General features: G+C 64.2%; 22 protein-coding genes and 1 pseudogene. 6 read left to right on the forward strand and 17 right to left on the reverse strand.

The window, feature by feature from the left end; translation table 11 throughout:
• Positions 1 to 689: 689 nt before the first annotated feature.
• Positions 690 to 1,586 (reverse strand): Tim44-like domain-containing protein, encoded by an 897-nt coding sequence (locus OW493_RS16965; protein ID WP_077373522.1) that lies wholly within the window; start codon positions 1,584 to 1,586, stop codon positions 690 to 692.
• A 74-nt stretch (positions 1,587 to 1,660) separates the two neighbouring features.
• Here OW493_RS16965 and OW493_RS16970 point away from each other — a divergent pair, with 74 nt between their 5' ends.
• Positions 1,661 to 2,266, forward strand: a complete 606-nt coding sequence (locus OW493_RS16970) for an isochorismatase family protein (protein ID WP_240704374.1) — start codon at positions 1,661 to 1,663, stop codon at positions 2,264 to 2,266.
• Positions 2,267 to 2,293: 27 nt separating this feature from the next.
• On the opposite strand, the gene yaaA is transcribed toward OW493_RS16970, so the two are convergent.
• The 3 genes from yaaA to OW493_RS16985 form a co-directional block, all read right to left on the reverse strand.
• Positions 2,294 to 3,082, reverse strand: coding sequence for a peroxide stress protein YaaA (gene yaaA, locus OW493_RS16975; RefSeq protein WP_271303474.1), 789 nt, complete (start codon positions 3,080 to 3,082; stop codon positions 2,294 to 2,296).
• Positions 3,083 to 3,190: 108 nt separating this feature from the next.
• The gene (locus tag OW493_RS16980) at positions 3,191 to 3,643 is read right to left on the reverse strand and encodes a DMT family transporter (protein ID WP_077373528.1); all 453 of its coding nucleotides are present in this window, start codon (positions 3,641 to 3,643) and stop codon (positions 3,191 to 3,193) included.
• A 68-nt stretch (positions 3,644 to 3,711) separates the two neighbouring features.
• Complete coding sequence (locus tag OW493_RS16985; protein WP_077373531.1) at positions 3,712 to 4,743, reverse strand: NADP(H)-dependent aldo-keto reductase; 1,032 nt, start codon at positions 4,741 to 4,743, stop codon at positions 3,712 to 3,714.
• A gap of 314 nt (positions 4,744 to 5,057) precedes the next feature.
• On the opposite strand from OW493_RS16985, the gene OW493_RS16990 reads away from it, so the two are divergent.
• Together OW493_RS16990 and OW493_RS16995 are read left to right on the forward strand one after the other, a co-directional pair.
• The gene (locus OW493_RS16990; protein ID WP_077373534.1) at positions 5,058 to 5,543 is read left to right on the forward strand and encodes a sel1 repeat family protein; all 486 of its coding nucleotides are present in this window, start codon (positions 5,058 to 5,060) and stop codon (positions 5,541 to 5,543) included.
• A 198-nt stretch (positions 5,544 to 5,741) separates the two neighbouring features.
• Positions 5,742 to 6,242, forward strand: coding sequence for a hypothetical protein (locus OW493_RS16995; protein WP_077373537.1), 501 nt, complete (start codon positions 5,742 to 5,744; stop codon positions 6,240 to 6,242).
• Positions 6,243 to 6,336: 94 nt separating this feature from the next.
• On the opposite strand, the gene OW493_RS17000 is transcribed toward OW493_RS16995, so the two are convergent.
• Entirely contained in the window at positions 6,337 to 7,305 is a 969-nt protein-coding gene (locus OW493_RS17000; protein WP_077373540.1) for an NAD(P)H-quinone oxidoreductase, read from the reverse strand.
• A 186-nt stretch (positions 7,306 to 7,491) separates the two neighbouring features.
• Here OW493_RS17000 and OW493_RS17005 point away from each other — a divergent pair, with 186 nt between their 5' ends.
• Positions 7,492 to 9,258 (forward strand): lysophospholipid acyltransferase family protein, encoded by a 1,767-nt coding sequence (locus OW493_RS17005; protein WP_289864971.1) that lies wholly within the window; start codon positions 7,492 to 7,494, stop codon positions 9,256 to 9,258.
• 16 nt (positions 9,259 to 9,274) lie between these two features.
• Here OW493_RS17005 and OW493_RS17010 read toward each other — a convergent pair whose 3' ends face one another.
• Positions 9,275 to 9,829, reverse strand: coding sequence for a TIGR00730 family Rossman fold protein (locus OW493_RS17010; protein ID WP_289864972.1), 555 nt, complete (start codon positions 9,827 to 9,829; stop codon positions 9,275 to 9,277).
• A gap of 300 nt (positions 9,830 to 10,129) precedes the next feature.
• Here OW493_RS17010 and OW493_RS17015 point away from each other — a divergent pair, with 300 nt between their 5' ends.
• Positions 10,130 to 11,470, forward strand: coding sequence for a sodium-dependent transporter (locus OW493_RS17015; RefSeq protein WP_289864973.1), 1,341 nt, complete (start codon positions 10,130 to 10,132; stop codon positions 11,468 to 11,470).
• Positions 11,471 to 11,590: 120 nt separating this feature from the next.
• Here OW493_RS17015 and OW493_RS17020 read toward each other — a convergent pair whose 3' ends face one another.
• The 9 genes and pseudogenes from OW493_RS17020 to OW493_RS17060 form a co-directional block, all read right to left on the reverse strand.
• A complete protein-coding gene (locus OW493_RS17020) occupies positions 11,591 to 12,118 on the reverse strand; it encodes a DUF501 domain-containing protein (protein WP_077373551.1) in 528 nt (175 codons plus the stop codon).
• Positions 12,096 to 12,425 carry a hypothetical protein gene (locus OW493_RS17025; RefSeq protein WP_289864974.1) on the reverse strand — a complete coding sequence of 110 codons (330 nt, stop codon included), beginning with the start codon at positions 12,423 to 12,425 and terminating at the stop codon, positions 12,096 to 12,098. Before OW493_RS17025 ends, OW493_RS17020 begins: the two co-directional genes overlap by 23 nt.
• Before the next feature lie 57 nt (positions 12,426 to 12,482).
• Positions 12,483 to 12,962 carry an aminoacyl-tRNA deacylase gene (locus OW493_RS17030; protein ID WP_084207777.1) on the reverse strand — a complete coding sequence of 160 codons (480 nt, stop codon included), beginning with the start codon at positions 12,960 to 12,962 and terminating at the stop codon, positions 12,483 to 12,485.
• An 86-nt stretch (positions 12,963 to 13,048) separates the two neighbouring features.
• Positions 13,049 to 13,447, reverse strand: a pseudogene (locus tag OW493_RS17035) (thioesterase family protein); the annotation flags it as partial.
• 48 nt (positions 13,448 to 13,495) lie between these two features.
• Positions 13,496 to 14,317: a hypothetical protein gene (locus tag OW493_RS17040; RefSeq protein ID WP_191237738.1), complete on the reverse strand. Its 822-nt coding sequence runs from the start codon at positions 14,315 to 14,317 to the stop codon at positions 13,496 to 13,498.
• Entirely contained in the window at positions 14,317 to 15,336 is a 1,020-nt protein-coding gene (locus OW493_RS17045) for a zinc-binding dehydrogenase (protein ID WP_205694052.1), read from the reverse strand. Before OW493_RS17045 ends, OW493_RS17040 begins: the two co-directional genes overlap by 1 nt.
• A gap of 216 nt (positions 15,337 to 15,552) precedes the next feature.
• The gene (locus tag OW493_RS17050; protein ID WP_077373566.1) at positions 15,553 to 17,094 is read right to left on the reverse strand and encodes an alanine/glycine:cation symporter family protein; all 1,542 of its coding nucleotides are present in this window, start codon (positions 17,092 to 17,094) and stop codon (positions 15,553 to 15,555) included.
• A 67-nt stretch (positions 17,095 to 17,161) separates the two neighbouring features.
• Positions 17,162 to 17,599, reverse strand: a complete 438-nt coding sequence (locus tag OW493_RS17055) for a universal stress protein (RefSeq protein ID WP_077373569.1) — start codon at positions 17,597 to 17,599, stop codon at positions 17,162 to 17,164.
• A gap of 399 nt (positions 17,600 to 17,998) precedes the next feature.
• Positions 17,999 to 18,424 carry a hypothetical protein gene (locus tag OW493_RS17060; RefSeq protein WP_136939740.1) on the reverse strand — a complete coding sequence of 142 codons (426 nt, stop codon included), beginning with the start codon at positions 18,422 to 18,424 and terminating at the stop codon, positions 17,999 to 18,001.
• A 121-nt stretch (positions 18,425 to 18,545) separates the two neighbouring features.
• On the opposite strand from OW493_RS17060, the gene OW493_RS17065 reads away from it, so the two are divergent.
• Positions 18,546 to 19,709: a PatB family C-S lyase gene (locus OW493_RS17065; protein WP_077373575.1), complete on the forward strand. Its 1,164-nt coding sequence runs from the start codon at positions 18,546 to 18,548 to the stop codon at positions 19,707 to 19,709.
• 517 nt (positions 19,710 to 20,226) lie between these two features.
• Here OW493_RS17065 and OW493_RS17070 read toward each other — a convergent pair.
• Both OW493_RS17070 and OW493_RS17075 read right to left on the reverse strand, forming a co-directional pair.
• A complete protein-coding gene (locus tag OW493_RS17070; protein ID WP_354670169.1) occupies positions 20,227 to 21,192 on the reverse strand; it encodes a tetratricopeptide repeat protein in 966 nt (321 codons plus the stop codon).
• 120 nt (positions 21,193 to 21,312) lie between these two features.
• Positions 21,313 to 21,792, reverse strand: coding sequence for an EVE domain-containing protein (locus tag OW493_RS17075; RefSeq protein ID WP_084207783.1), 480 nt, complete (start codon positions 21,790 to 21,792; stop codon positions 21,313 to 21,315).
• Positions 21,793 to 22,016 lie beyond the last annotated feature (224 nt).

Raw genomic sequence — 22,016 nt, forward strand, 5'->3', positions numbered from 1 at the left:
GTGAGAGTAGGTCATCGTCAGGCACTTATACTGAACCGCCCCTGCAGCCCAGCTGTAGGGGCGGTTCTCTTTGTGCGCGGAAAAAGTGGCACGAAAGAGAAGAGAGACAAAGGAAGGACTGCGTCGTGCTTGCCAGGGGAAGCCGTAGACGGGGAGCAGAGTTCCAGGGAGTCGCAGGGGGCAAGGGGGCAAGAGAGCAAGAGGGTGTGGAAAACCTCGCTGCACGATTCCTCAGGGTATTCACATCGTGTCTGTCGAGGTGATGCACGTGAGCGCCGTGAGGCTCGCATGAGTCCGTTGTTTCCGAGAGCGGAGGAAGTGCTATGGCGGCTTCTCTTTATCGAGCGTCAAGCGTCGCGGGTTGCGCACCTCGGAGTTGCTCGACTTTTTCTTCATCAGGGTGAACTAAAGCGTCATGCCAGACTCTGAGTAGGTGAGTTTCGACGTTCCCTTGCTTAGAAACTTGTCTGTGCTATCCCATCAGCAGACTTTTTGAGATATGGCACTCCTGCCTTGCAGTCGAGCAGCCAGTCCGCCGGCCACTTCCCCAGTGGCCGGTTTTTTTATGTCTGCCGTCTGGCTCCTTGCCTTGCAGGCATGAAAAAGCGGCCGGATGAGTGATCATCCGGCCGCTCTGGTATCTGATGGAGTCCTCAGTGTGAAGACCGCATCAGGGAGGGAGGAGCTGTTTAGCTGTTCTGCTCGATACCCTGAATGTACCAGTCTGCACCATCGCGCAGCTCACGGACCAGGTGCCAGGTCTCGTTGAACTCGTTCTGCTCGCCATTCTCGTCGAGCACGCCGTGGAACAGCACTGTCGCTTCCGCCTGCTTGCCGATTTCCTGCACGCTGCCCAGTTCAGCGAACAGACGCACGACTTCGGTACGGTTGTTGGCTGGCTGCTGAGCGCGTTCTTCGCGCAGCATGTTGTAGAGCTCTGGCGTCACGTATTCCTGGATGCGCGGCAGGTCATTGTTGTCCCAGGCGCGTTGCAGGGTCATGAAGTGCTCCTTGGCACCACCGAGGAACTGTTCCTTGTCGAACCAGGCAGGCTCACTGACGGGAGCTCCGCCGCCCAGCCCTGCACCGATACCGCCAGCAGGCGCCAGCGACTCGCCCTGCTCCTGGTGCGCTTCACGTGCCTGCACGTTACGTGGCTGATCATCGTGACGGGGGGAGGCGCTACCGCTGCCTGCCGGCCCGCCGCTCGCCATGGCGGCCTTCTTGCGCGCGCTCAGGAACTTGAAGGCGATGAAGGCGATCACCGCGATGATCAGGAAGTCTGTCATGCGCAGACCATCGAAGGCGCCGCCGAAGAACAGCGATGCCAGCAGACCACCTGCCAGCAGACCTGCCAGCGGGCCGGCAAACTTGGACAGACCGCTGGAGGGCTTGGACTTCGCTGCAGTGCTGCTGTTGGTGGCCTTGTTGCTGCCAAACAGTGAGCTGGAGGATTTTCCGCTGTCAGCGGATCGTGAGTAGCTACCGAAACTCTTGCCGCCGCCGAGGCGCTTGGCCTCCGCGTGTTCGACGCTCAGACCGAAGCCGAGCAAGCCGACCATCAGCATGATGAACAGATGGCGCATGTGGGATCTCCTTGGATGCGCTAGCGTGTAAGTGGAAGCCCCATTCTAGCCCTAGAATCGACGTGGGAGGACCAATGGACGACGAAAAGTCTCAACACCTGATGGCGAGGCGGTCATTGTTGTTGCTGATCGACTTTCAGGCCCGCCTGATGCCGGTACTGAGTGGCGGAACCGAAGCCATCAACAGTGCCATCTGGCTGGGCGGCATCGCCCAGGCGCTGGAAATTCCCGTGTGGCTGACGGAGCACTGTCCGGACAAGCTGGGCGAAAGTGCTCCCATGACACACTTGCTGAGCGAGCGAACCCGCTGCTTCACCAAGCGCAGCTTCAGCGCGCTGGAGGCGCAGGATTTTCGAAAGGCGCTGGAGCAGAGCGGATGTGATCAACTGGTGGTATGTGGTGCCGAGGCGCATGTCTGCGTGATGCAGACCGTGCTGTCACTATGCGGTGCGGGGTATCGAGTGGCGCTGGTAGCTGATGGTGTCGCCAGTCGCCGCCCGCGTGAGGCAGCATTGGGAGTGACCCGCTGCGAGGCGGCGGGGGCCAGTATCGTCAGCGCCGAGATGGTGGCTTACGAATGGCTTGGAAGCGCGGATCACGTCCTTTTCGGCGATATTCATCGCCGTTATCTCAAACCCCGGGCAGGAGAGCACCTGGCGTTCCCCGGGTTGGGTGGTTGAGTCGCAGGGCGACCTGCAGGGCGCGCGTCAGGCGCGTGCCGCGTCGGCTTCACTGCGCGTGAAGACTAGCGTATCGCCCTCTGAGGCGGCATTGGAGAAGCGGTAACCGGCCACATCGAAGTCCTTGAGGTCCTCGGCCGTCTCGATATCGTGCTTGAGCATCCAAGCGCTCATCAGGCCGCGTGCACGCTTGGCGTAGAAGCTGATGATCTTGGACTGACCATTCTTCTCGTCCTTGAAGACCGGCGTCACGATACGGTGGCGGAATGCCTTGGCGTCGATGGCCTTGAAGTACTCGTTGGAGGCCAGATTGACCAGTATCGGCGTGCCACTGTCTTCGACGGCCTGCTCCAGTGCCGGCGTCAGCGTCTTGCGCCAGTAGGCGTAGAGGTCCTTGCCGGCCGGGTTGCTCAGGCGGGTGCCCATCTCCAGGCGATACGGCTGGATGAGATCCAGCGGGCGCAGTAGCCCGTAGAGGCCGGAGAGAATGCGCAGCCTGTGTTGCGCGCGCTCGAATTCTTCCTCGCTGAACGTTTCTGCCGCCATGCCCTGATAGACATCTCCCTGAAAGGCCAGTACCGCCTGCTTGGCGTTGTCTGGCGTGAAGGGGGGCTGCCATTCCTGAAAGCGAGCGGCATTGAGGCCGGCCAGCTTGTCGGAAAGCTTCATGAGGCTTGCGATGTCCTGCGGTGATTGCTCGCGCAGGATATCGATCAGTGGTTGAGCCTGATCAAGAAAGTCGGGTTGGGTATGACGGGAGGTCACGGGGGCGTTGTCGAAATCCAGCGACTTGGCGGGCGAAATCACACTCAGCATGAAGACCTCCTGACAGGGGAAAGGTCTCAGTATATCAGGCAGACAACATGGCCCCGAGTCCGTCGGGACTATCGGGGCCATAGATTGCGATGCGTGACGCCAAAGGCATCAATAGCGTCGGATCAGGAAGACGCCAGCGAACAGCAACAGCACGCCCGCCACGCGCCCCAGCGAGAGATCATGCTGCGGGAAGGTTGCCCAACCGAAGTGATCCAGAACGACCGAAGCCGTCAGCTGGCCCGCCAGGAAGGTGGCCATCATGGTGGCCGCGCCCAGCTTGGGTACCAGGATCACGCTGGCTGCCACGAAGAAGGCCCCCAGCAGACCACCGGTCCAGCTCCACCAGGGAGCCGCTTTCAGGGCACCAATACCCGGCATGGGCAATCGCATGGCCAGCACGATACCGATCAGGGCGATCGAGCCGATCACGAAGCTGACCATGGCGGCCATGAGCGAACTGTGGGTCTGCAGGGCCAGCGTAGAATTGACGCCGGCCTGGATCGGCATCATGGCACCGGCGGCCACGGCCATGAGAATCATGCTCAGTTCAGCGGGATTCATGGGGTTTCCTTGGAGACGAACAGGCCGGTCATCACGACCGGCCTGTCGGGTTGCGCGTCAGGGACAGATCAGGGGCAGGGGTTCGGCGCGGTGTTGTGGATCATCTCGATCTCGGCCAGCACCTCGTCGCTCAGTTCCACCTCGAGGCTTTTGATGTTGCTCTCCAGCTGCAGCATGGTGGTGGCACCGATGATGTTGCTGGTCAGGAACGGACGCGTGTTGACGAAGGCGAGTGCCATCTGCGCCGGGTTCAGGCCATGACGGCGTGCGATATCCACGTAGCAGGCGATGACGTGCTGGGCCGGTTCCGCGTTGTAGCGCTGAAAGCGCTCGAACAGGGTCAGACGCGCGCCTTCCGGACGGGCGCCATCCAGATACTTGCCGGACAGGGTGCCGAAGGCCAGCGGCGAATAGGCGAGCAGGCCCACATCTTCGCGGTGCGCGAACTCGGCCAGCCCGACCTCAAAGCTGCGGTTGACCAGATTGTAGGGATTCTGGACGCTGGCGACGCGCGGCAGATTCAGGCGCTCGGCCAGATTCAGGCACTGCATCACGCCCCAGGGCGTCTCGTTGGACAGACCCACGGCGCGAATCTTGCCCGCGGTGACCAGTTCGCCAAGCGCGGAGAGGCTTTCTTCCAGCGGCGTCATGTCCTCGTCTTCCACCGGCTGGTAACCCAGCTTGCCGAAGAAGTTGGTCTTGCGATCCGGCCAATGCAGCTGATAGAGGTCGATGTAATCGGTGCCCAGACGGCGCAGGTTGTCGTCACAGGCGGCGATGATCTGCTCGCGGGTCAGGCGTGAACCACCGCGGAGGTAGTCCATGCCCGGGCCGGTGACCTTGGTGGCGATCTTGACCTGGTCACGGTTGCCGCGTGCGGCCAGCCAGCTGCCGATGTACTGCTCGGTGCGGCCCTGGGTCTCGCCATTGGGCGGGACAGGGTACATCTCGGCGGTATCGATGAAGTCGATGCCGGCATCGAGCGCACGATCCAGCTGCTGGTGGGCATCGGCTTCGCTGTTCTGCTCACCAAAGGTCATGGTGCCAAGGCACAGCAGACTCACGTCAATGCCGGTGCGGCCTAGAGCTCTACGTTGCATGCAGGATTCCCCTGTCGGGTGGTTGGCAAAAGCGGGTAAGGCGAGCGTGCGTCGCCTGCGTGTGTCAGGGCAGGTGCGGCGGCGGTTTCACTCGCGGGACGGCGCACATATTAGCAGCGTAACAAAAACCCACAAGGCGGGCTTGAGTCCCCCTGATTGCGCGAGTATGCTTGGCGCCCCGTTGTCAGGGGAGCAGCCTCGCGAGGCCGCCCGCATGGGCAAACTGACAGCGTTGGCAAGGAGAACAGCGTCGCAGGCTCAGGAAAGGGCCAGATACGGCGTCATCCCTCTTATCTGTTTCAAGGTTACTCGTCATGCCGCAGGCCTCAACCCTGATGACCGGACTGAAATACCGCCTGGCGGAGCGTCTGTTCCACGCCTCCTGGCTTTCCGGCTCTCAGCAGAAGCACCGTCTGACCATGCGTCTGTTCAATCACTGCGCCAAGGCCGGTCATACCGGTGCGCTGTCATTGTACGGCCACATGCTGTTCCAGCGCGGTAGTTCGGCGCAGGAAAAGGCCAAGGGTGCCCGTTTCGTCGTCAAGGCGGCACAGGCGGGTGACATCCATGCCCAGTACCAGGCAGGGTGCATCTACGAGCATGGCTGCGCGCAATACCAGAGTGACCCGGCCAAGGCCGTGACCTGGTATGCACGTGCGGCAGAGCGTCATCATGCGCTTGCCGCGCAGCGCCTGGCACGTGCCTATCGTGAAGGCTCGCTGGGGCTGGCGGTCTGCCCGCACAAGGCGGAGCACTGGGAAGCGCATGCACGCAGCGGTGACGAAGCCGCCCTCCACTGAGCCAATCCGACGGCTGCTGCCGTCGTCGATCGCCTCCTCTGACAGCGCCCTCCTCGTGAGGGCGCTGTCGTCTCCGTCTCTTCTGATGCCAACCGGATGAGCAGGACTCGCCAAACGGGGGGCAATTCCCGTAACCTGAAGACATTCAACCCCTTCTTGCCTGGTCCTTGGCTGCCTGAGATACCGTGGGAGACGCGTGTGACGCTGCCTATTCTGCTCGATATTGAAGCCTCCGGCTTTGGCCGCGGCAGCTACCCGATCGAGATCGGTCTGGCGCGTACCGATGGCAGCAGCTGTGCCTTCCTCATCCAGCCGCTGGAAGAGTGGGTGCACTGGGACCCCAAGGCTGAGTTGTTGCATGGCATTTCACGCGCCCGATTGGCACGTGAAGGTCGCCCGGTGCGGGAAGTGGCGCAGTGGATCAATGATGAGCTGAGCGAGACACGTATCGCGTACAGCGATAGCTGGGGCTACGACAATACCTGGTTGTCGTTGCTGTTCCATCATGCCGGCATGCTGCCGCATTTCCGGCTGGAAGCGCTGCGCCGGCTGCTGGATGAGGAGCAGCTGAATCGCTGGGCCGAGCTCAAGGAAGCCGTGATCGCCGAAGGCGGCATCCAGCGCCATCGCGCTGGAGATGATGCCCGTCTGCTGCAACTGACCTGGCAGAAGGCCCAGGCCATCGAGCGCAACGACTGAGCGTTCAGCCCGGCGAAAGATGACCGGCGTGAAAGCCCCTGCAGAAGGCAGCCCATCGGGCTGCCTTCTTGCGTTCTGCCAGTCGACGACGGACTCAGGCCCCGCTTACCGCCAGCAGCACCTTGCCAGTGCTGGCGTTGTCCTGCACATAGGCATGCGCAGCCTCGGCGTCCTGGATCGGCCAGCTCTTGTCGATATGCGGACGTATCTCGCCTCGCGCCAGGCGTGGCCAGACGTGGACATAGAGTGCATCCAGCACCATGCCCTTGCCCTTGGGCGAGCGGGAACGCAGGGTCGAGCCGATCAACCGCTGGCGCTTCATCAGCATGCGCCCCAGATCCAGCTCGTCCATGCGTCCGCCCATCAGGCCGATCAATACCATGCGGCCATCCTGATTCAGGACCTGCTGATTGCCTGACAGGTAGCCGCCGCCGACCGGGTCGAGAATCATGTCGGCGCCGCCCCATTCGTTCACGGCATCGACGAAACTGCCATCGTGGCGATTCCAGCCGGCATCGGCCCCCAGCCGCAGGCAGGTGTCCAGCTTCTCCTGACTGCCGACGGTCACGAAGCAGGGGTGGCCGAACAGGCCGCACAGCTGGATGGCAGTGGTGCCGATACCGCTGGCCCCGGCGTGCAGCAGGACGCGTTCCTTGTGCTTGAGGTTGCCCTCGATAAACAGGTTCAGCCAGGCGGTGGCGAACATCTCCGGCAGGGCGGCCGCCTCACGCAGGCCGTAGCCCTCCGGCACCGGCAGTACCTGCAGGGCATTGACCACCACCTCTTCGGCATAGCCTCCGCCTGCCAGCAGGGCGCAGACCGGGTCCCCCACCTGGAAGCGTTCCACGTGTCTGCCCACCTCGAGGATGGTGCCGCTGACCTCGAGACCGAGAATCTCGCTTTCCCCGGCCGGGGGCGGATACTGCCCGGCGCGCTGCATCAGATCCGCGCGGTTGACGCCGGCCCAGGCCACCTGGATACGCACCTCGTCCGAGGCGATACCTGAAGGGGCCTCGGTTTCCTGCCAGACCAGCGCCTCGTTCTCGACGGCTATCGCATACATTCGCTATCTCCTTGGCTTGGCAACCGTGGCTGCCTTGCTGTGATCGCTCCGTCCTCAGACGGATGTCTGTCATCTCACTGTACGGGGACTGTGACGCACCTGTCATGAAGTGGCGCGATTCTGACGTGATATCAAGCCTCTGTTTCAGACTGCGAGTGACGCACCGCGTTGCGCAAAGGAGTGAGCATGATCGATACCGCCCGTGTCATCGCCGCCAAGTATCCCGCCTTTGCCAGGCGCCACCCTCTGATTCGTCGCCCGGCGCTGGCGCTGCTGCGGCGTCTGGTTCACGAGAGCGAGATCAATGCCTTCCTCGCCGAGCATGCCGGTCTGCGCGGTTTCGACTTCATCGACCGTGTGCTCGATCACTTCTCCTTCGCCTACTCCGTCTCCTCGCGGGAGCGCGAGAACATCCCTGCCTACGGGCGAGTGGTGATCGTCGCCAACCACCCGCTGGGCTCGCTGGACGGGCTCGCGCTGCTCAAACTGGTCGGGGAGGTGCGGCGTGACGTGAAGATCGTCGCCAACGACATCCTGATGAAGGTCGAGCCGCTGGCGCCCTTGCTGCTGCCGCTGGACAACCTCAGTCGCCGCGGGTATCGCAGGAGCAGCACCCAGATCTGCGAGGCACTGATGAATGAAGAGGCCGTCATCATCTTCCCGGCCGGAGAGGTCTCGCGCGCAGGGCCGACCGGGCCGCGTGACGGCAAGTGGCTGTCGGGTTTCCTGCATTTCGCGCGCAAGACCAACGCGCCGGTACTGCCGATTCACGTCAGTGGTCGCAACTCGACGCTCTTCTACACCCTGTCATCGATCAACCGTGGCCTCGGCACGCCGCTGCTGGCCCACGAGATGTTTCGCCAGCGCGAACGTCAGCTCAAGCTGCGCATCGGGGAACTGATTCCGCTGGCGCGTCTCGACAGTGATGCCCTGAGCACCAATGCCAAGACACGCCTGCTGCGCAAGCATCTCTATCGCATCGGACGCGGCAAGCGCGGGCTGTTCGTGACCGAGAAGGCCATCGGTCATCCGGAGGAGCGCCAGGCGCTGCGTGAGGAACTGACGCCGTGTGAGCTGCTGGGTGAGACCCGCGACGGCAAGAAGATCTACCTGTTCGATGCCTTTCCCGGTTCCAGCGTGATGCGCGAGATCGGTCGGCTGCGCGAGTTGAGCTTCCGCCGCGTCGGCGAAGGGACGGGAGAGCGTCGTGACATCGACCGTTACGACGCGCATTACCGTCATCTGGTGCTGTGGGATGACGCCGATCTCGAGATCGCCGGGGCCTATCGCATCGGTGAGGTGGGCAAGATCATGGCGGCGCATGGCGAGAAGGGGCTCTACAGCCCGACGCTGTTCCGCTTCACGCCGGAGATGTTCACGCATATGCAGGACGGCCTTGAGCTGGGGCGCAGCTTCGTGCAGCCACGCTATTGGGGGCGCCGCAGTCTCGATTACCTGTGGCAGGGGCTGGGTGCCTATCTGCGCCGTCACCCCGAGATTCGCTGGCTGTTCGGCCCGGTCACGCTTTCCAACAGCTACCCGGAGGCTGCTCGGGCGTTGATCGTCAGCTATTACCGCCACTACTACGGGGATGAGGAGGGACTGGCGCGTGCACGGGCACCGGTCGCGCAGAGTGCACCGGGCAGAGCCGCCCATGAGGCGGAGCGTCTGTTCGATGGTCAGGATGCCGAGGGTGATTTCCGTCGCCTGCGCGCCCAGCTGGACGCGATGGGCGTGACGGTGCCGACCCTCTACAAGCAGTACGCCGAGGTCACCGAGCCCGGCGGCACTCGCTTCCTCGACTTCAGTGTCGATGCCGATTTCGGCTACTGCATCGATGGGCTGGTGATGGTCGATATCCGACGCATCACCGCCAGCAAGCGCAGCCGCTATCTCGGGGAGCCGGCCTGTCGCGATCAGGCCGGTGCACGACACCCCGTCACGGAGGCTTGACCCATGCTGCTTGCCGTCAGGCCTGCTCGCCTGACGAGGGGGCCAGGCGGTCAAGCAGGGGAGTGATCTCGCGTTCGCTGATCAGGCGGGCGCGAGTATCCGCGTCGAGGAAGCCCGCCTCGACGGTGCGATCCATAAATTCCAGCAGCGGCGCGTAGAAGCCGTCACTGTCGAGGACGGCGATCGGCTTGGCGTGAAAGCGCAGGTATTGCCAGGTCCAGGTCTCGAACAGCTCCTCCAGCGTGCCGATCCCGCCCGGCAGGGTCACGAAACCATCCGCCAGCGCGGCCATCTGGGCCTTGCGCTCATGCATGTCCGCCACTTCTATCAGCCGAGTCAGCCCGGTGTGTGCCTTCTCGTTGCGCACCAGCGCCTGCGGGATCACGCCGACCACCTCACCGCCTGCGGCCAGCGCGGCATCTGCCAAAGCGCCCATCAGTCCGGCACGTGCTCCTCCATAGACCAGTCCCCAGCCACGTTCGGCGATCGCGGTCCCCAGTGCCTCGGCCTGCTGGCGGTGATGCGGGGAGGCCCCCTCGCGGGAACCCAGATAGACACAGATGCGATGCATGTTGCTCTCCTGAAGGTGTGTTGTGGCACGCAAGGTCGAGTGCCACGCCAGAATGTCGTGGTCTCCATCCTACCCGAGTTGTGCGGCGGGGCCATGACGCCTTGGCGCAACCTTGCCTTGCAGAGTGAGAGAGCATGCTCGGCGTGGTACCTGCATTCACGGGCCTGCTCTGCTACCCTTGCCGCCCCCGCAGGCGACGGCTGGCGGGCGCTGACGCCCATGAGCCTTTTCATCGGGGTGCACTCCAACATGACGCGACGTCCTGACGGCGGGCGCGGGACAACAAGGCAGGAGAGACAGATGGCGCAGGTGCGCGGACGCTTCGCCAGTCGGCTGGGCTTCTTGATGGCCGCCGCTGGTTCGGCAGTAGGGCTTGGCAACGTCTGGGGCTTCCCGTCCCAGACCGCCAACAACGGAGGCGGGGCCTTCGTGGTGATGTATCTGGTGCTGGCCTTCCTGCTGGCGTGGCCGGCGTTGATGGCCGAGCTGGTCATCGGGCGGCATGGTCAGGCCAATATCGTCACCAGCATGAGTCTGGGGCGCGGCATCACCAAGCGCTTCGGCGCGCTGGCGGGCTGGGCGGGCATGCTGACCGCCAGCCTGATCCTGGCCTTCTACGCCATCGTCGCGGGCTGGCTGCTGGGCTATACCGCCGCGCCGGTCAGCGCGGCGCTGGGCATGTCGTCCGCCGCCAGCTGGCTGACCACCTTCGACTTCACGCGCAATGTCTCGCTGACGGCGGTCTTCCTCGCCCTGACCATGGCGATCGTGGTCGGTGGCGTGCGCGGCGGGATCGAGAAGTGGTCCACACGTCTGATGCCGCTGCTGCTGGCCCTGCTGGTGGGGTTGATCGGCTACGTGCTGACCCTGCCGGGCGCCGATGAAGGCCTGAGTGTCTATCTGACCCCGCAGTGGGATCGCATCTTCGATGCTGACCTGATGCTGAGCGCGATGGGCCAGGCATTCTTCTCGCTGTCGCTCGGCGTGGGGGCGATGCTGATCTACGGCTCCTATCTGGGGCCGGAGCAGAACCTGCCGCGTCTCGGCGTGCTGGTGACGCTGATCGACGTCGGCATCGCCTTCCTGGCCGGCCTGCTGGTGATTCCGGCCATGTATGCCGCGCGCCATCTGGGCGTCGAGATCTTCGATGCCGACGGCCTGCTCAAGAGCTCCGACACGCTGCTGTTTGATACGTTGCCGGCGCTGTTCGGTCAGATGGGTGGCGCGGGAGACGTCTTGATGGTGGCGTTCTTCGCGCTGATGAGCGTGGCGGGCATCACCTCCTCCATCTCGATGCTGGAAGTGCCGGTATCCTTCGTGGTCGAGCGTGGCTGGCTGGGACGGCGTGCCGCCACCCTGGGCGTCGGGGCCGCCATCATGGCCATCAGTCTGACCATCGCCGCCAACTTCGGGGCGCTGTTCGGTCTGGTGATCATGTTGACCACCCAGTACAGCCAGCCACTGGTCGCGCTGGTGATGTGTCTGCTGGTCGGTTGGGCAATGTCGCGCCATGCGCTGCTCAAGGAGATCCAGAGCGGGGCGCCGGACATCGAGTCCAGCCTGTTCTGGAAGATCTGGCCGTGGTACGTGCGCCTGATCTGCCCGCTGTGCATCGCCTTGGTGTTCGCGCACTCGCTGTAAGCCGAAACGCCCCCTGCACGACGCAAGAAGCCCGCCAATTGGCGGGCTTCTTCGTCTTGTGCCTCCTGGCCGACGGCCTCTGCTCGAGGGACTGAGTGTCGGCTAGATCGCAGGCAGGGCTCAGGGCAGCTCGGACAGCACGTCGTAGTTGGCATCGACCCAGTGCCCGATGGCATTGCCCTCGGCATAGGCGAGATGCTGGGCGTACTGGGTGTGCAGGCAGCGCACCTGATTCCAGTCGCGGATGCCGCCGACGCCACGCTCGCGCATCAGCTCAGCGAAGCCCTGGGACTCGATGGCGCTGCGCTCGGCCTCGCTCATGAAGCTCCAGCGCTCGGCGACATAGGCTTCATGACTGGCACGATAGCGCGCCAGCAGTTCCTCGTCGGTCTTGAGGCTCTCTTCCAGCTCCTTGATCACGCCTTCGGCCTCGATGCGTGACAGCGAGATCTTGAGGCGCTCGTCGCACAGCCAGTAGAGGGTCGGGAAGGGTTTGCCATCCACCAGCGAATGCATGCGCAGCACCAGCGGGGTGCCCTCGCCATCGGTGGCGGCCACGGCCTGGATGCCGCGCGGCTTGCGCCCGAGCTGGCGCTCGATGATCTCGAGCTCACGCGCGTCGGGACTATGATTGGTCAGGATCACCATGCTTGCAGTCAGGCTCCAGCACACACTTGTTGGACCGGGAGACGGCCCGGAAGAACGCCTGGTTGAGCTGCTGGGGGCTCGGCACATAGCCATGCCACTCGCGCTCGCAGTAGTCACTGCCGCGCGCCATCAGCTCCGGGGCCAGACGATTGAACCAGCCATCATAATCGTAGGGGTCAAGGCCCGGCAAGCTGATGTGCGGGTAGTCGGCGAAGCGCTCGCCGAACCACTGCTCCAGCGAGGCCTCGACCTGCGCATGCAGCTCGGTCATGTCCGGATAGATCCACTTGCTGTAGCGAATGCTCATCGGGCCTCCTCGCTGGCGTGGCGGCAGGTAGCGTCAGGGTGACAGGTGGCGAGAGCCTCAGTCCTCACGCGCCAGCGGCGCGAACTGCCCATTGCCCAGTTCACACAGTAGCGCGGGAGCGAGACCGATCTCCAGTCCTCGGCGTCCACCGCTGATGAACATCTCCTCCACCCCCTCGGCGCTGTCGTCCACCCACAGCGGCAGCCGCTTCTTCTGACCCAGTGGACTGATGCCGCCGACCACATAGCCGGTGGCGCGCTCGGCGGCCTCGTGGGGGGCCAGGGCTGCCTTGCGGGCATGGCAGGCACGCGCCAGTGCCTTGAGGTTCAGCGTGCCGGTGACGGGCACCACGGCGACCACCAGCGGCTGGCGGGCACTGCTGCCTTCCAGCTGACAGACGAGTGTCTTGAAGACCCGTGCCGGCTCAAGCCCCAGCGCCTGGGCAGCCTCTTCGCCATACGCAGGCGCCCGAGGGTCATGGGCATATTCCAGGGTACGGTGAGGCCTGCCCTTGAGCAGCTTGAGCGCGGGTGTCATGCCGGTACGCTCCCGACGGGCGCCGTGCTGTGCGTGCCGAGCGCGCGGGCCTTCTCGCGCAGGGCAGGGAGATCCAGCTCGGCGCTGTCAGTGTGTTCGTGCAGGTGGGAGAGCAGGGTCGTGCGCAGCTCGCCTTCGATGCGCTGCGATTGCTTGGCGTGATGATCGAACTGCACCAGCACGCAGTGGCCACGCGCCCCGCAGACACCGCGCTGCCAGGCTTCCTGGGTCACGGTGAAGGAGCTGCCGCCAAGCCGCGACAGCCAGGTGCGAATCTCGACATCCTGGCCGTATTGCAGCTCGGCGAGAAAGTCGACCTCGATGCGCGCCATGATCAGCGGCCATTTGCGCGGGTCGAGATCCGGCACGAAGACGCGGAACAGGTCATTGCGCGCCCACTCGAACCAGGCCGGCAGGCGCGTGTTGTTGATATGTCCGAGGGCATCGGTATCGAAGAAGGCCGGCTCCAGCGTCTTGAAGTACATGTCATCGCTCCTGTGCGTCCTTGCGGGCTTTTCAGCCTATCAGGAAGCTCAGACGCTGGCTGTACGCCGTGCGGCTAGTCGTCGTTGCAGCGGCGTGAACACGCCGAGCCATGCCGTCGCGATCACGAACCCCAGCAGGGTGCCCGCCCCGACCCCCATGCTCGGGTAGCTGAGCGAGACCACCAGTGAATAGCACAGCAGTGAACCAAGGCCCGCCGGGTAGTGCTTGATCACGGTGGCGACAGCGGCCGGCCCCTGAGTCAGATGCAGAATGATCAACAGCGGATACATGGTGACAGGGAAGGCCGCCACCAGCCCGGCCCAGGACGGTGGCAACAGATGGGCCAGCGCGGTGATGCCGAACACGATGCCGGCCGCGAGGCCCGCACGCGCCAGCAGCGAAGGCCACGAGAACGGGGCCTTGCGACTGCGGGTTTCCGGTACGTCGCGGTACAGGCGCATGCACAGCATGATGGCGATCAGCGTCACGATCACGCCGCTGACGCGGGTGAACTCGAACTGCGCCAGGATCACGCTGGCCGCCAGCCAGCCCAGCAGGCCACCCAGAGTACCGTTGATGACGCCGCGCAGCCCCTCTGCACGTCCGCATAGCCAGTAGCCGACCCCCAGGGCGAGGGTCGAGGAGAATCCGGCCAGCGTGTAGATGGCACTCTCACCGGCGAATTCGGGGGAAATCTCGACCCCGATGAAGCCCAGCGTGATGGCCGTGCCGAGCGGATAGCCGGACAGCAGCCCGGCCATGCGCGTCGAGAGACGCTCCGCGATCAACGACAGGCCGATCACCACCGCGACCGAAATCAGCAGCTTGAGCAGCTGCAGGCCCAGCTCCCCATGCAGTACCGCTGTCATCAAGTGGCGTCCCAGAACTGGCGGCGCAGCAGGGAGATCTTGCCCAGTGCCTTGCCGGAGGCCTGATGTCGGTGTGCCTCGGCGACTTCACGGAAGTCGAACTGGCGCTCGTCCAGGCGCACCTTGAACTCGCCTTCCTCGACCAGTTCCACCAGCTTGCCCAGTGCCTGACGTTGCTGCTCGTGACCGATGCCGGCGCTGAGCGGCAGCAGGATCGACAGCACTTCCAGGCTGCGACTACCGGCATGCAGCGGCGAGAGATCTGCCGTGGTGCGCGCATTGATGGTCACGATGCGCCCGCCCAGCCTGCTGGCGGCGAAGCTGGCGGCCAGGTTGTCACCCCCGACGCAATCGAAGACCAGATCAAAGCCCTGGCCAGCCGTCAGGCGCTCCACGTAGTCGGCCACCGCTTCCTCGCGGTAGCGAATGACGTGGTCCGCGCCACAGGCACGTGCCAGCTGCGCCTTGTCATCCGTGGAGACGGTCGTGGCGACTTCCGCACCGATGCATCGGGCGATCTGCAGTGCGACATGACCGACACCGCCGGCGCCGCCGTGAATCAGTACGCGTTGCCCCGCCTCCAGCTGGCCACGTTCCACCAGCGCCTGCCAGGCGGTGATGAACACTGCAGGCAATGCCGCGGCTTCCATGAAGCTCAGGCGGCGGGGCTTGCGGGTGATCAGACGCTCATCGGCGATCATGTAATCCGCCAGCGCCCCGGGGTGAGACGCGACACCCCCGGCAAATCCGAGCACTTCATCGCCCGGTGAGAAGGTCAGCACATCGTCTCCGACGGCATCGACGATGCCGGCGACATCACCATGCAGGATGCAGGGTTCGGGGGGGAGAAGGGCGACCTGCCCGCTGGCCAGCTTGAGATCGAGCGGGTTGACGCTGGAAGCGGCGACGCGAATGCGCACCTGTCCGGGGCCGGGTTCCGGCAGTGGGCATTGCGTGCATTCGAAGTCGGCATCCGGGCCGGGGTTGCGCAGCACCATGGCGTGCATGGAAGCGAGCATGAGACGTCCTCGTTGAAACGAATTCCGGCCAGTTCGGCCAGTGAGCGCCACACCCTACCCATTGCGCTGCGCCGCGGCAATGCGACTTGGGTGGTTTCCGCCGTCCTGGTGACGGAATTGCATGATCGACAACGAAAAAGCCCCTGCCGAAGGGCAGAGGCTTTGGGTCATGCGGCGGGTGACGACTGCGTCAGACCCGCCTGAGAGGGAGAGGTGTCACGCGTTCTGGCGCTTGGTCTCCTTGTCGATCGGGGCGATCTCGCCGGACTTCAGCTTGGCGAGGTACTGGCTCAGCTCGCGCTTCACGACCGGCATCAGGTAGTAGAGACCGATGATGTTGGCGATGGACATGGCGAAGATCATGGCGTCGGAGAAGTCGATGACCGGACCGAGGCTCATGGAGGAGCCGATGACCACGAAGGCGAGGAAGATCAGCTTGTAGACGATCTCGGCACCCTTGCTCTCACCGAACAGGTAGGTCCAGGCTTTCAGGCCGTAGTAGGACCAGGACAGCATGGTGGAGAAGGCGAACATCAGCACCGCCAGCGCCAGCACATACGGGAACCACGGGAAGGCGGTCTCGAAGGCGTAGGACGTCAGCTGGACGCCGCCGAGGCCTTCGACCTGATAGGCGCCGGTGATGACGATGACCAGTGCGGTCATGGTGCAGATGACGACGGTATCGATGAACGGTTCGAGCAGCGCGACGATGCCTTCGGTGGCCGGCTGGGAGGTCTTCACGGCAGAGTGGGCGATGGCGGCGGAGCCGATACCGGCTTCATTGGAGAAGGCGGCGCGCTTGAAGCCCTGGATCAGTACGCCGACGATACCGCCGCCGACCGCGACCGGTGCGAAGGCACCTTCGATGATGGCGCCGAAGGCCGCCGGAATCGCGCTGAAGTTGAAGCCCAGGATGATGAGAGCCGCGATCACGTAGATGACCGCCATCATCGGCACCAGCTTCTCGGTGACGCGAGCGATGGACTTGATGCCGCCGATGATGACCATGCCGACGATGGCGGCCATCACGAGACCGAACAGCCAGCCGTAGCCGATCAGGAAGCTGGCATCACCGCCGGTGACGTTGACGGCCTGCTGATAGGACTGGTTGGCCTGGAACATGTTGCCGCCGCCGATGGAGCCGCCGATGGCGCAGATGGCGAAGAAGATCGCCAGGATCTTGCCAAGCCCGGCCTTGCCATTCTCCGCGAAGCCCTTGGACAGGTAGTACATCGGGCCGCCGGAGATGGAGCCGTCGGCATTGACGTTGCGGTACTTCACGCCAAGGGTACATTCGCAGAACTTGGAGGCCATGCCGAGCAGACCGGCCAGAATCATCCAGAAGGTCGCGCCCGGTCCCCCCAGCGAGACGGCGACCGCGACACCGGCGATGTTGCCCAGCCCGACCGTGCCGGAAAGCGCGGTGGCCAGTGCCTGGAAGTGGGACACCTCGCCTTCATCCTTCGGGTCGGTGTAGTCGCCCTTGACCAGACGCACGGCATGCCCGAACAGACGGAACTGCACGAAGCCGAAATAGAGCGTGAAGACGACGGCAGCGATGATCAGCCAGCCGACGATCAGCGGGAACTGGGTGCCTGCCACCGGCACGGAATAGAAGATGGTGGAGACGATCGGATTGACGATCGGCCCGACGATGTCACTGATGGCCTGATCCATGCCTTCGGCACGGGCAGAGCCTGCGGCCATGAGCGCTGCCATGGCAGCAGCCCAGGGGGCAAGGGAGCGGAATCGACTCATGAGAAGGGACCTCGGGAGCATGTTGTCATTGTTGTGGGATCAGTCTGCGGACGCCTGGCGTCATCCATCAGGGCACGACGGTGACGGGGACCGAGGCCTCCTGGATCAGATGCGCGGTCACGCTGCCGAAGATACGAGAGCGCATGCTCTCCCCCTTGCGACCGACGATGATCTGCTCGGCATTCACTTCCCGCGCCAGCAGGCTCAGGATCTCGGCGGCGTCACCGTGACGAACGCGGCCTTCCACCTGATACCCCTCCTTCTCGAGCTCCGTGATGGCAGGCGCGAGAACGCGCTCGCGTGCCAGCTTGATCTCGCTTTCACGGCGACTCGCACGCTGGGCGTTCTCTTCCGGCGTGTTGAAGCTGTAGGGCGACCATTCGACGACATAGCAGAGAATGATGCGGGTTTCGGGGCCGACCAGCGTCGCGACGCGCTTGGCGTGTGCGATGGCACTGTCGCCGCCCGGCGTTCCATCCAGTCCGACAATCAGGGAGGTGGTCATTGAGAGCTCTCCAGAAGCTTGCCGGTCACTGTGTCTCGGCGACTCGGCCAGCGGATTCTTGTTGAATTACCGTTCTTGGACGGTTGAAAGCACTTTACTCCTCGGCAGGTGCAGAAATCCCTGCGTTCATCATGCTTCATGAAACGGTGATTAAACGTAAAAGGGCGGCAGGAGGCGCCTGGGGAAGGAGTCAGGCAGACACGCAGGAGGAGGCATGTGGAGGAGAGTCGTGCCCGCAGAGACGAGCCGTACCAGTCAGGCTGGCATTGAGGTTCGCCTGGAGTGCCCCACCACGCTTGTGAACGGGTGGTGGGCGCCAGAGGTGGGGCGGGGGAAGGTGTCGTTGTCGTAGCGGGGAAGGGCATGCGCCCATGTGTCAAGGGACGACCGGGACAAGCGCTAGATCAGGCGCTGGTGGGTCAGATCCTTCCAGGCGCTTTCCATGGGCCAGGCCAGCGGCTTTCTGAGGTGGTCGGGCAGTGCCATGAGTGCGGCATCCGGACTTTCGTGCTCGCGCATGCGTATCCAGCAGTACGCCCAGGCGCAGGCCTCGTCCTCATCCTGCGGCAGCGGGCGCGCCGGCATCTGCATCAGCAGGAACAGGGCGGCCTTGGGAGCCCACAGTGGGGCGCCGCCGTCATGGGCCCAGCGTTCCAGCTGCTCGCCTTCCGGATTGCTCTCAGGCTGCCCCAGTTTCGCCACGCGGGCCGTATCGGCCAGCAATACCGCCAGGCGCTGGCTGTCGCCTCTTCCATGGGTCAGCCAGGCACGCAACAGGCCGGGGAGACCGCGTTGTGCTTGCGGGTAAAAGGTGTCTTCGGACATGCACAAAGCCTTATGCTGTAGTCATTCCACGGGGTTGTCCGCCTGTTGCCGGCGGTTCGAGCAGCAGGTGGTGCCTCATGTCTTCATGGCTCGCATGGGCCAGCACCGGGAGAGATTCTACATGGAGCACGATTTCATCACCCCCATTGACCGCAGTCAGTATCCCTCCCAGAAGTGGGAGCGCTACGGCGCGGATGTCCTGCCGCTGTGGATCGCCGACATGGACTTCAGCGCGCCGCCGGCCGTGACGCGTGCACTGGCGGAGCGGGTTGCTCACCCGATCTACGGCTATGCCAAGCCCTCTCAGGGGCTCGATGACAGTCTGCGCGACTGGAGCCGTGAGCACTATGGCTGGGAGATACCGGGTGAGGCCATCGTCTGGCTGCCCGGCGTGGTGCCGGCACTGCATCTCGCCAGCCTGGCATTGACGTCAGAAGGGGCGGGGGTCGTGACGACCACGCCGATCTACCCGCCCTTCCTGCAGGTTGCGCAGAAGACGGGGCGTATCGCGCAGATGGCGCCATTGGCGGAGCCTGCCGAGCCAGGTGGCCTGTGGCAGCTGGACCTCGAGGCACTGGAAGCCGCGATCACTCCCGAGACGGAACTGCTGCTGTGGTGCCATCCACACAATCCTACCGGCCGTGTCTGGCGCGAGGAAGAACTCGAGGCGCTGGCAGCACTGGTGGAGCGTCATGATCTGCTGGTGGTGTCCGACGAGCTGCATGCCGACCTGGTGGTGGACCCCGCATCGCGGCATATCCCGCTGGCCAGCCTCAATCCGCGCCTGGCGGCGCGCTGCGTGACACTGTGGGCGCCTTCCAAGACCTTCAACACGGCGGGGCTGACCTTTGCCTGTGCGGTGATCACCGATCCGGACCTGCGTCAGCGCTTCGTCGCCGCGACCCGTGGCCTGATGCCGGATACCAATGTATTGGGCATGGTGGCGACGGAAGCGGCGTGGCGTGAGGGAGAGCCGTGGCGTCAGGAGCTGCTGGAGGTGCTGCGCGGCAATCTTGATCTGCTCGAAGCGCATGTGGCCGGCTGGGAGCGCGTTCGCATGACGCGCCCTCAGGCGACCTATCTGGCCTGGCTGGACATGCGTGAGGCCGGCCTGGGCGATTCGCCTCAGCAGACATTGCTGGAGGAGTGCGGTGTCGCGCTTTCCGATGGGGCCGACTTCGGCTGGCCGGGGTTCGTGCGCCTGAACTACGCCACTACACGTCAGCAGCTTGAGCAGGCATTGCAGCGTCTCGATGAACGCCTGAAAGGTGCGCTGCAGGGGTAGTCAGATGTCTGATCTGGATCAAGCGCCGATGAGATGCTGGCAGGAAGTGGCGAGCGAAACCTTGAATTGAGAATCATTATCGATAACTCTGAGGGCAGGCCGTTCATCGTGAGCGGGCATCCTCAGGAGGGATGATGATGAGACATGAGCTGGCAGAGACATCTCGTTGGGCGCGAGCCGATGTTGAGTCGTCCGGCGTGATGGCATGTCGAGAATGGTGTTGCAGGGGCGGGAGTCTCCGGTTGGCCAGGGCGAAGGAGGCGGGGGCCATCACGCCCGCGCTGGAAGAGCTCCCGCCTGGCTGTCCGCTCAGCGCCCGCGAAGCGCGTGCGAGGCCATCACTGCTGAAAGGGTGGACGCGTCGGGGCGGCTGAATCCAGGGCTCATCCGCATCCTTTCCCACCCTGCTGCACGCACACGCTTCACGACATTCATCCGCTACCTGCGACAAGGGGCCCCGAGGACAGCTCACGTCCTCGGGGCCCCTTGTCGTGGGAAGGTGGTTGCCGTCTGCGACTCAGTACATCAGGGCGAACAGCTGGCGGCGGAAGCGCACGGTCAGCTCATGGGTCGCGCCGAGGGCATCGAACACGCGCAGCAGCGTCTTGCGGGCCAGATCATCCCCGTATTGGCGGTCGGTCTTCATCAGGCCGATCAGGGCATCGAGCGCCAGCTCGTAGTGGCCATCGGCAAGATCACGCATGGCGCGCTGGTAGCGGGCCTCGCTGTCATCCCGCTCGATCATGGCCTGGACCTCTTCCGGGCTCGGCGCCTCGGCGATGAAATCGATGCGTGCACGCACACCACGCGCCTTCGGGCCATCGCGGTCTTCCGGCTTGAGGGAGTCCAGCAGCTGGCGGGCCTCTTCGCCGTTGCCTTCGGCGACCAGGACCGAGGCGAGCTGGATGCGGTAGTCCGGTGTCTCGGGGGATTCCTGCGCCAGCTGCTGGTAAATCGCCTTGGCGGTCGCCAGATCGCCGGTTTCCAGTGCGCTGGCGGCCTGCTCGACGAGGCTGGGGCCGGCACCGGCAGCAGGCATCACCTTGTGCTGCTCGAGGAACTGGCGAATCTCGGCTTCCGGACGGGCGCCGGTGAAGTTGCCTGCCAGACCGCCCTGGATGACCAGCTTGACGTCGGGTACCGAGCGCACTCCCAGCTGGGCAGCGATGTCCTGCTGTTCCTCGGCGTTCAGCTTGGCGAGGATGAAGCCACCGGCATATTCACGAGCCAGCGTCTCGAGAATCGGCGTCAGGACGCGACAATGCTCGCTCTGTGGAGACCAGCAGTCCAGCAGCACCGGTACCTGCTGCGAGGCCTCGAGGACCTGCTGCAGATTGCTCATGTCGACATCGATGATGTAGGTGTTGGCGTCTTCTGCCTGGCGGGGGGCGCTGGCAGCAGCTCCGCCTACCACGCCCTGCGGTTGGGCGGCGGTGGTGTCATTGCCGGTCAGTGGCTGGCCGGTATTGGGATCGATGATCATGATGCATGCCCCGGAAGTGTCTGCGATTCAAGGCTCGCACGCGAGCCGGCTGGCCTGATGATGCGGGCCGCGGCGGGCGAGTTCAAGATGTGCAGGGTTCATCTGGCGCGGGCGGGGGGCTCAAGGCTTGAGGTCGTCCCCGGCCAGGCGGGCGATGCATTGGATCTCGTCCTCGCTCAATGGCATGACGGAAAGGCGGGCACGGCGGACCAGGTGACTGTCGGCCAGCTCGGGCTTCGCCTTCAGGCGCGCGATGGGAAGTGCACTGCGCAGCGAACGCAGATAGCGCAGGCGCGGAGCGACCCAGCGCGGCGTCTTGCCGGCCTCGAGGTCCGCCATCTGGCGAGGGTCGAAGCCCTTGTGCTCGGGGTCGCTGGCTGTCGGGTCCGGCAGGGCGAGCTCGCTGACCACGGCCAGCCCGACCACTGCAGGTACCTTGCAGCTGGAGTGCTGGATGAGCACGACATCCCCGAGCTGCATCTCGCGCAGGAAGTTGCGCGCCTGATAGTTGCGCACGCCATCCCAGAGTGCCGGTGACTCGCGGCGCAGGTCTTCCAGCGAGAAGGCGTCGGGTTCGGTCTTGACCAGCCAGTGGCGCATGCAGGCACTCCTTCGAGACTGACGTGATGAGTGTGAAGGGGATGGGCGTGGAGAATGGGAGGAATGAGGTCCGGGCGCTGGCCTCGTCGATATCCTCGCACAGGAATGTCACGCATACGAAAAAGGCCTGATGCAGGGCATCAGGCCTTTCGAATTCTTGGTAGCGGGGACCGGATTTGAACCGATGACCTTCGGGTTATGAGCCCGACGAGCTACCAGACTGC

This window comes from Cobetia sp. 14N.309.X.WAT.E.A4 (assembly GCF_030397495.1).
Classification (GTDB): Bacteria; Pseudomonadota; Gammaproteobacteria; order Pseudomonadales; family Halomonadaceae; genus Cobetia; species Cobetia marina.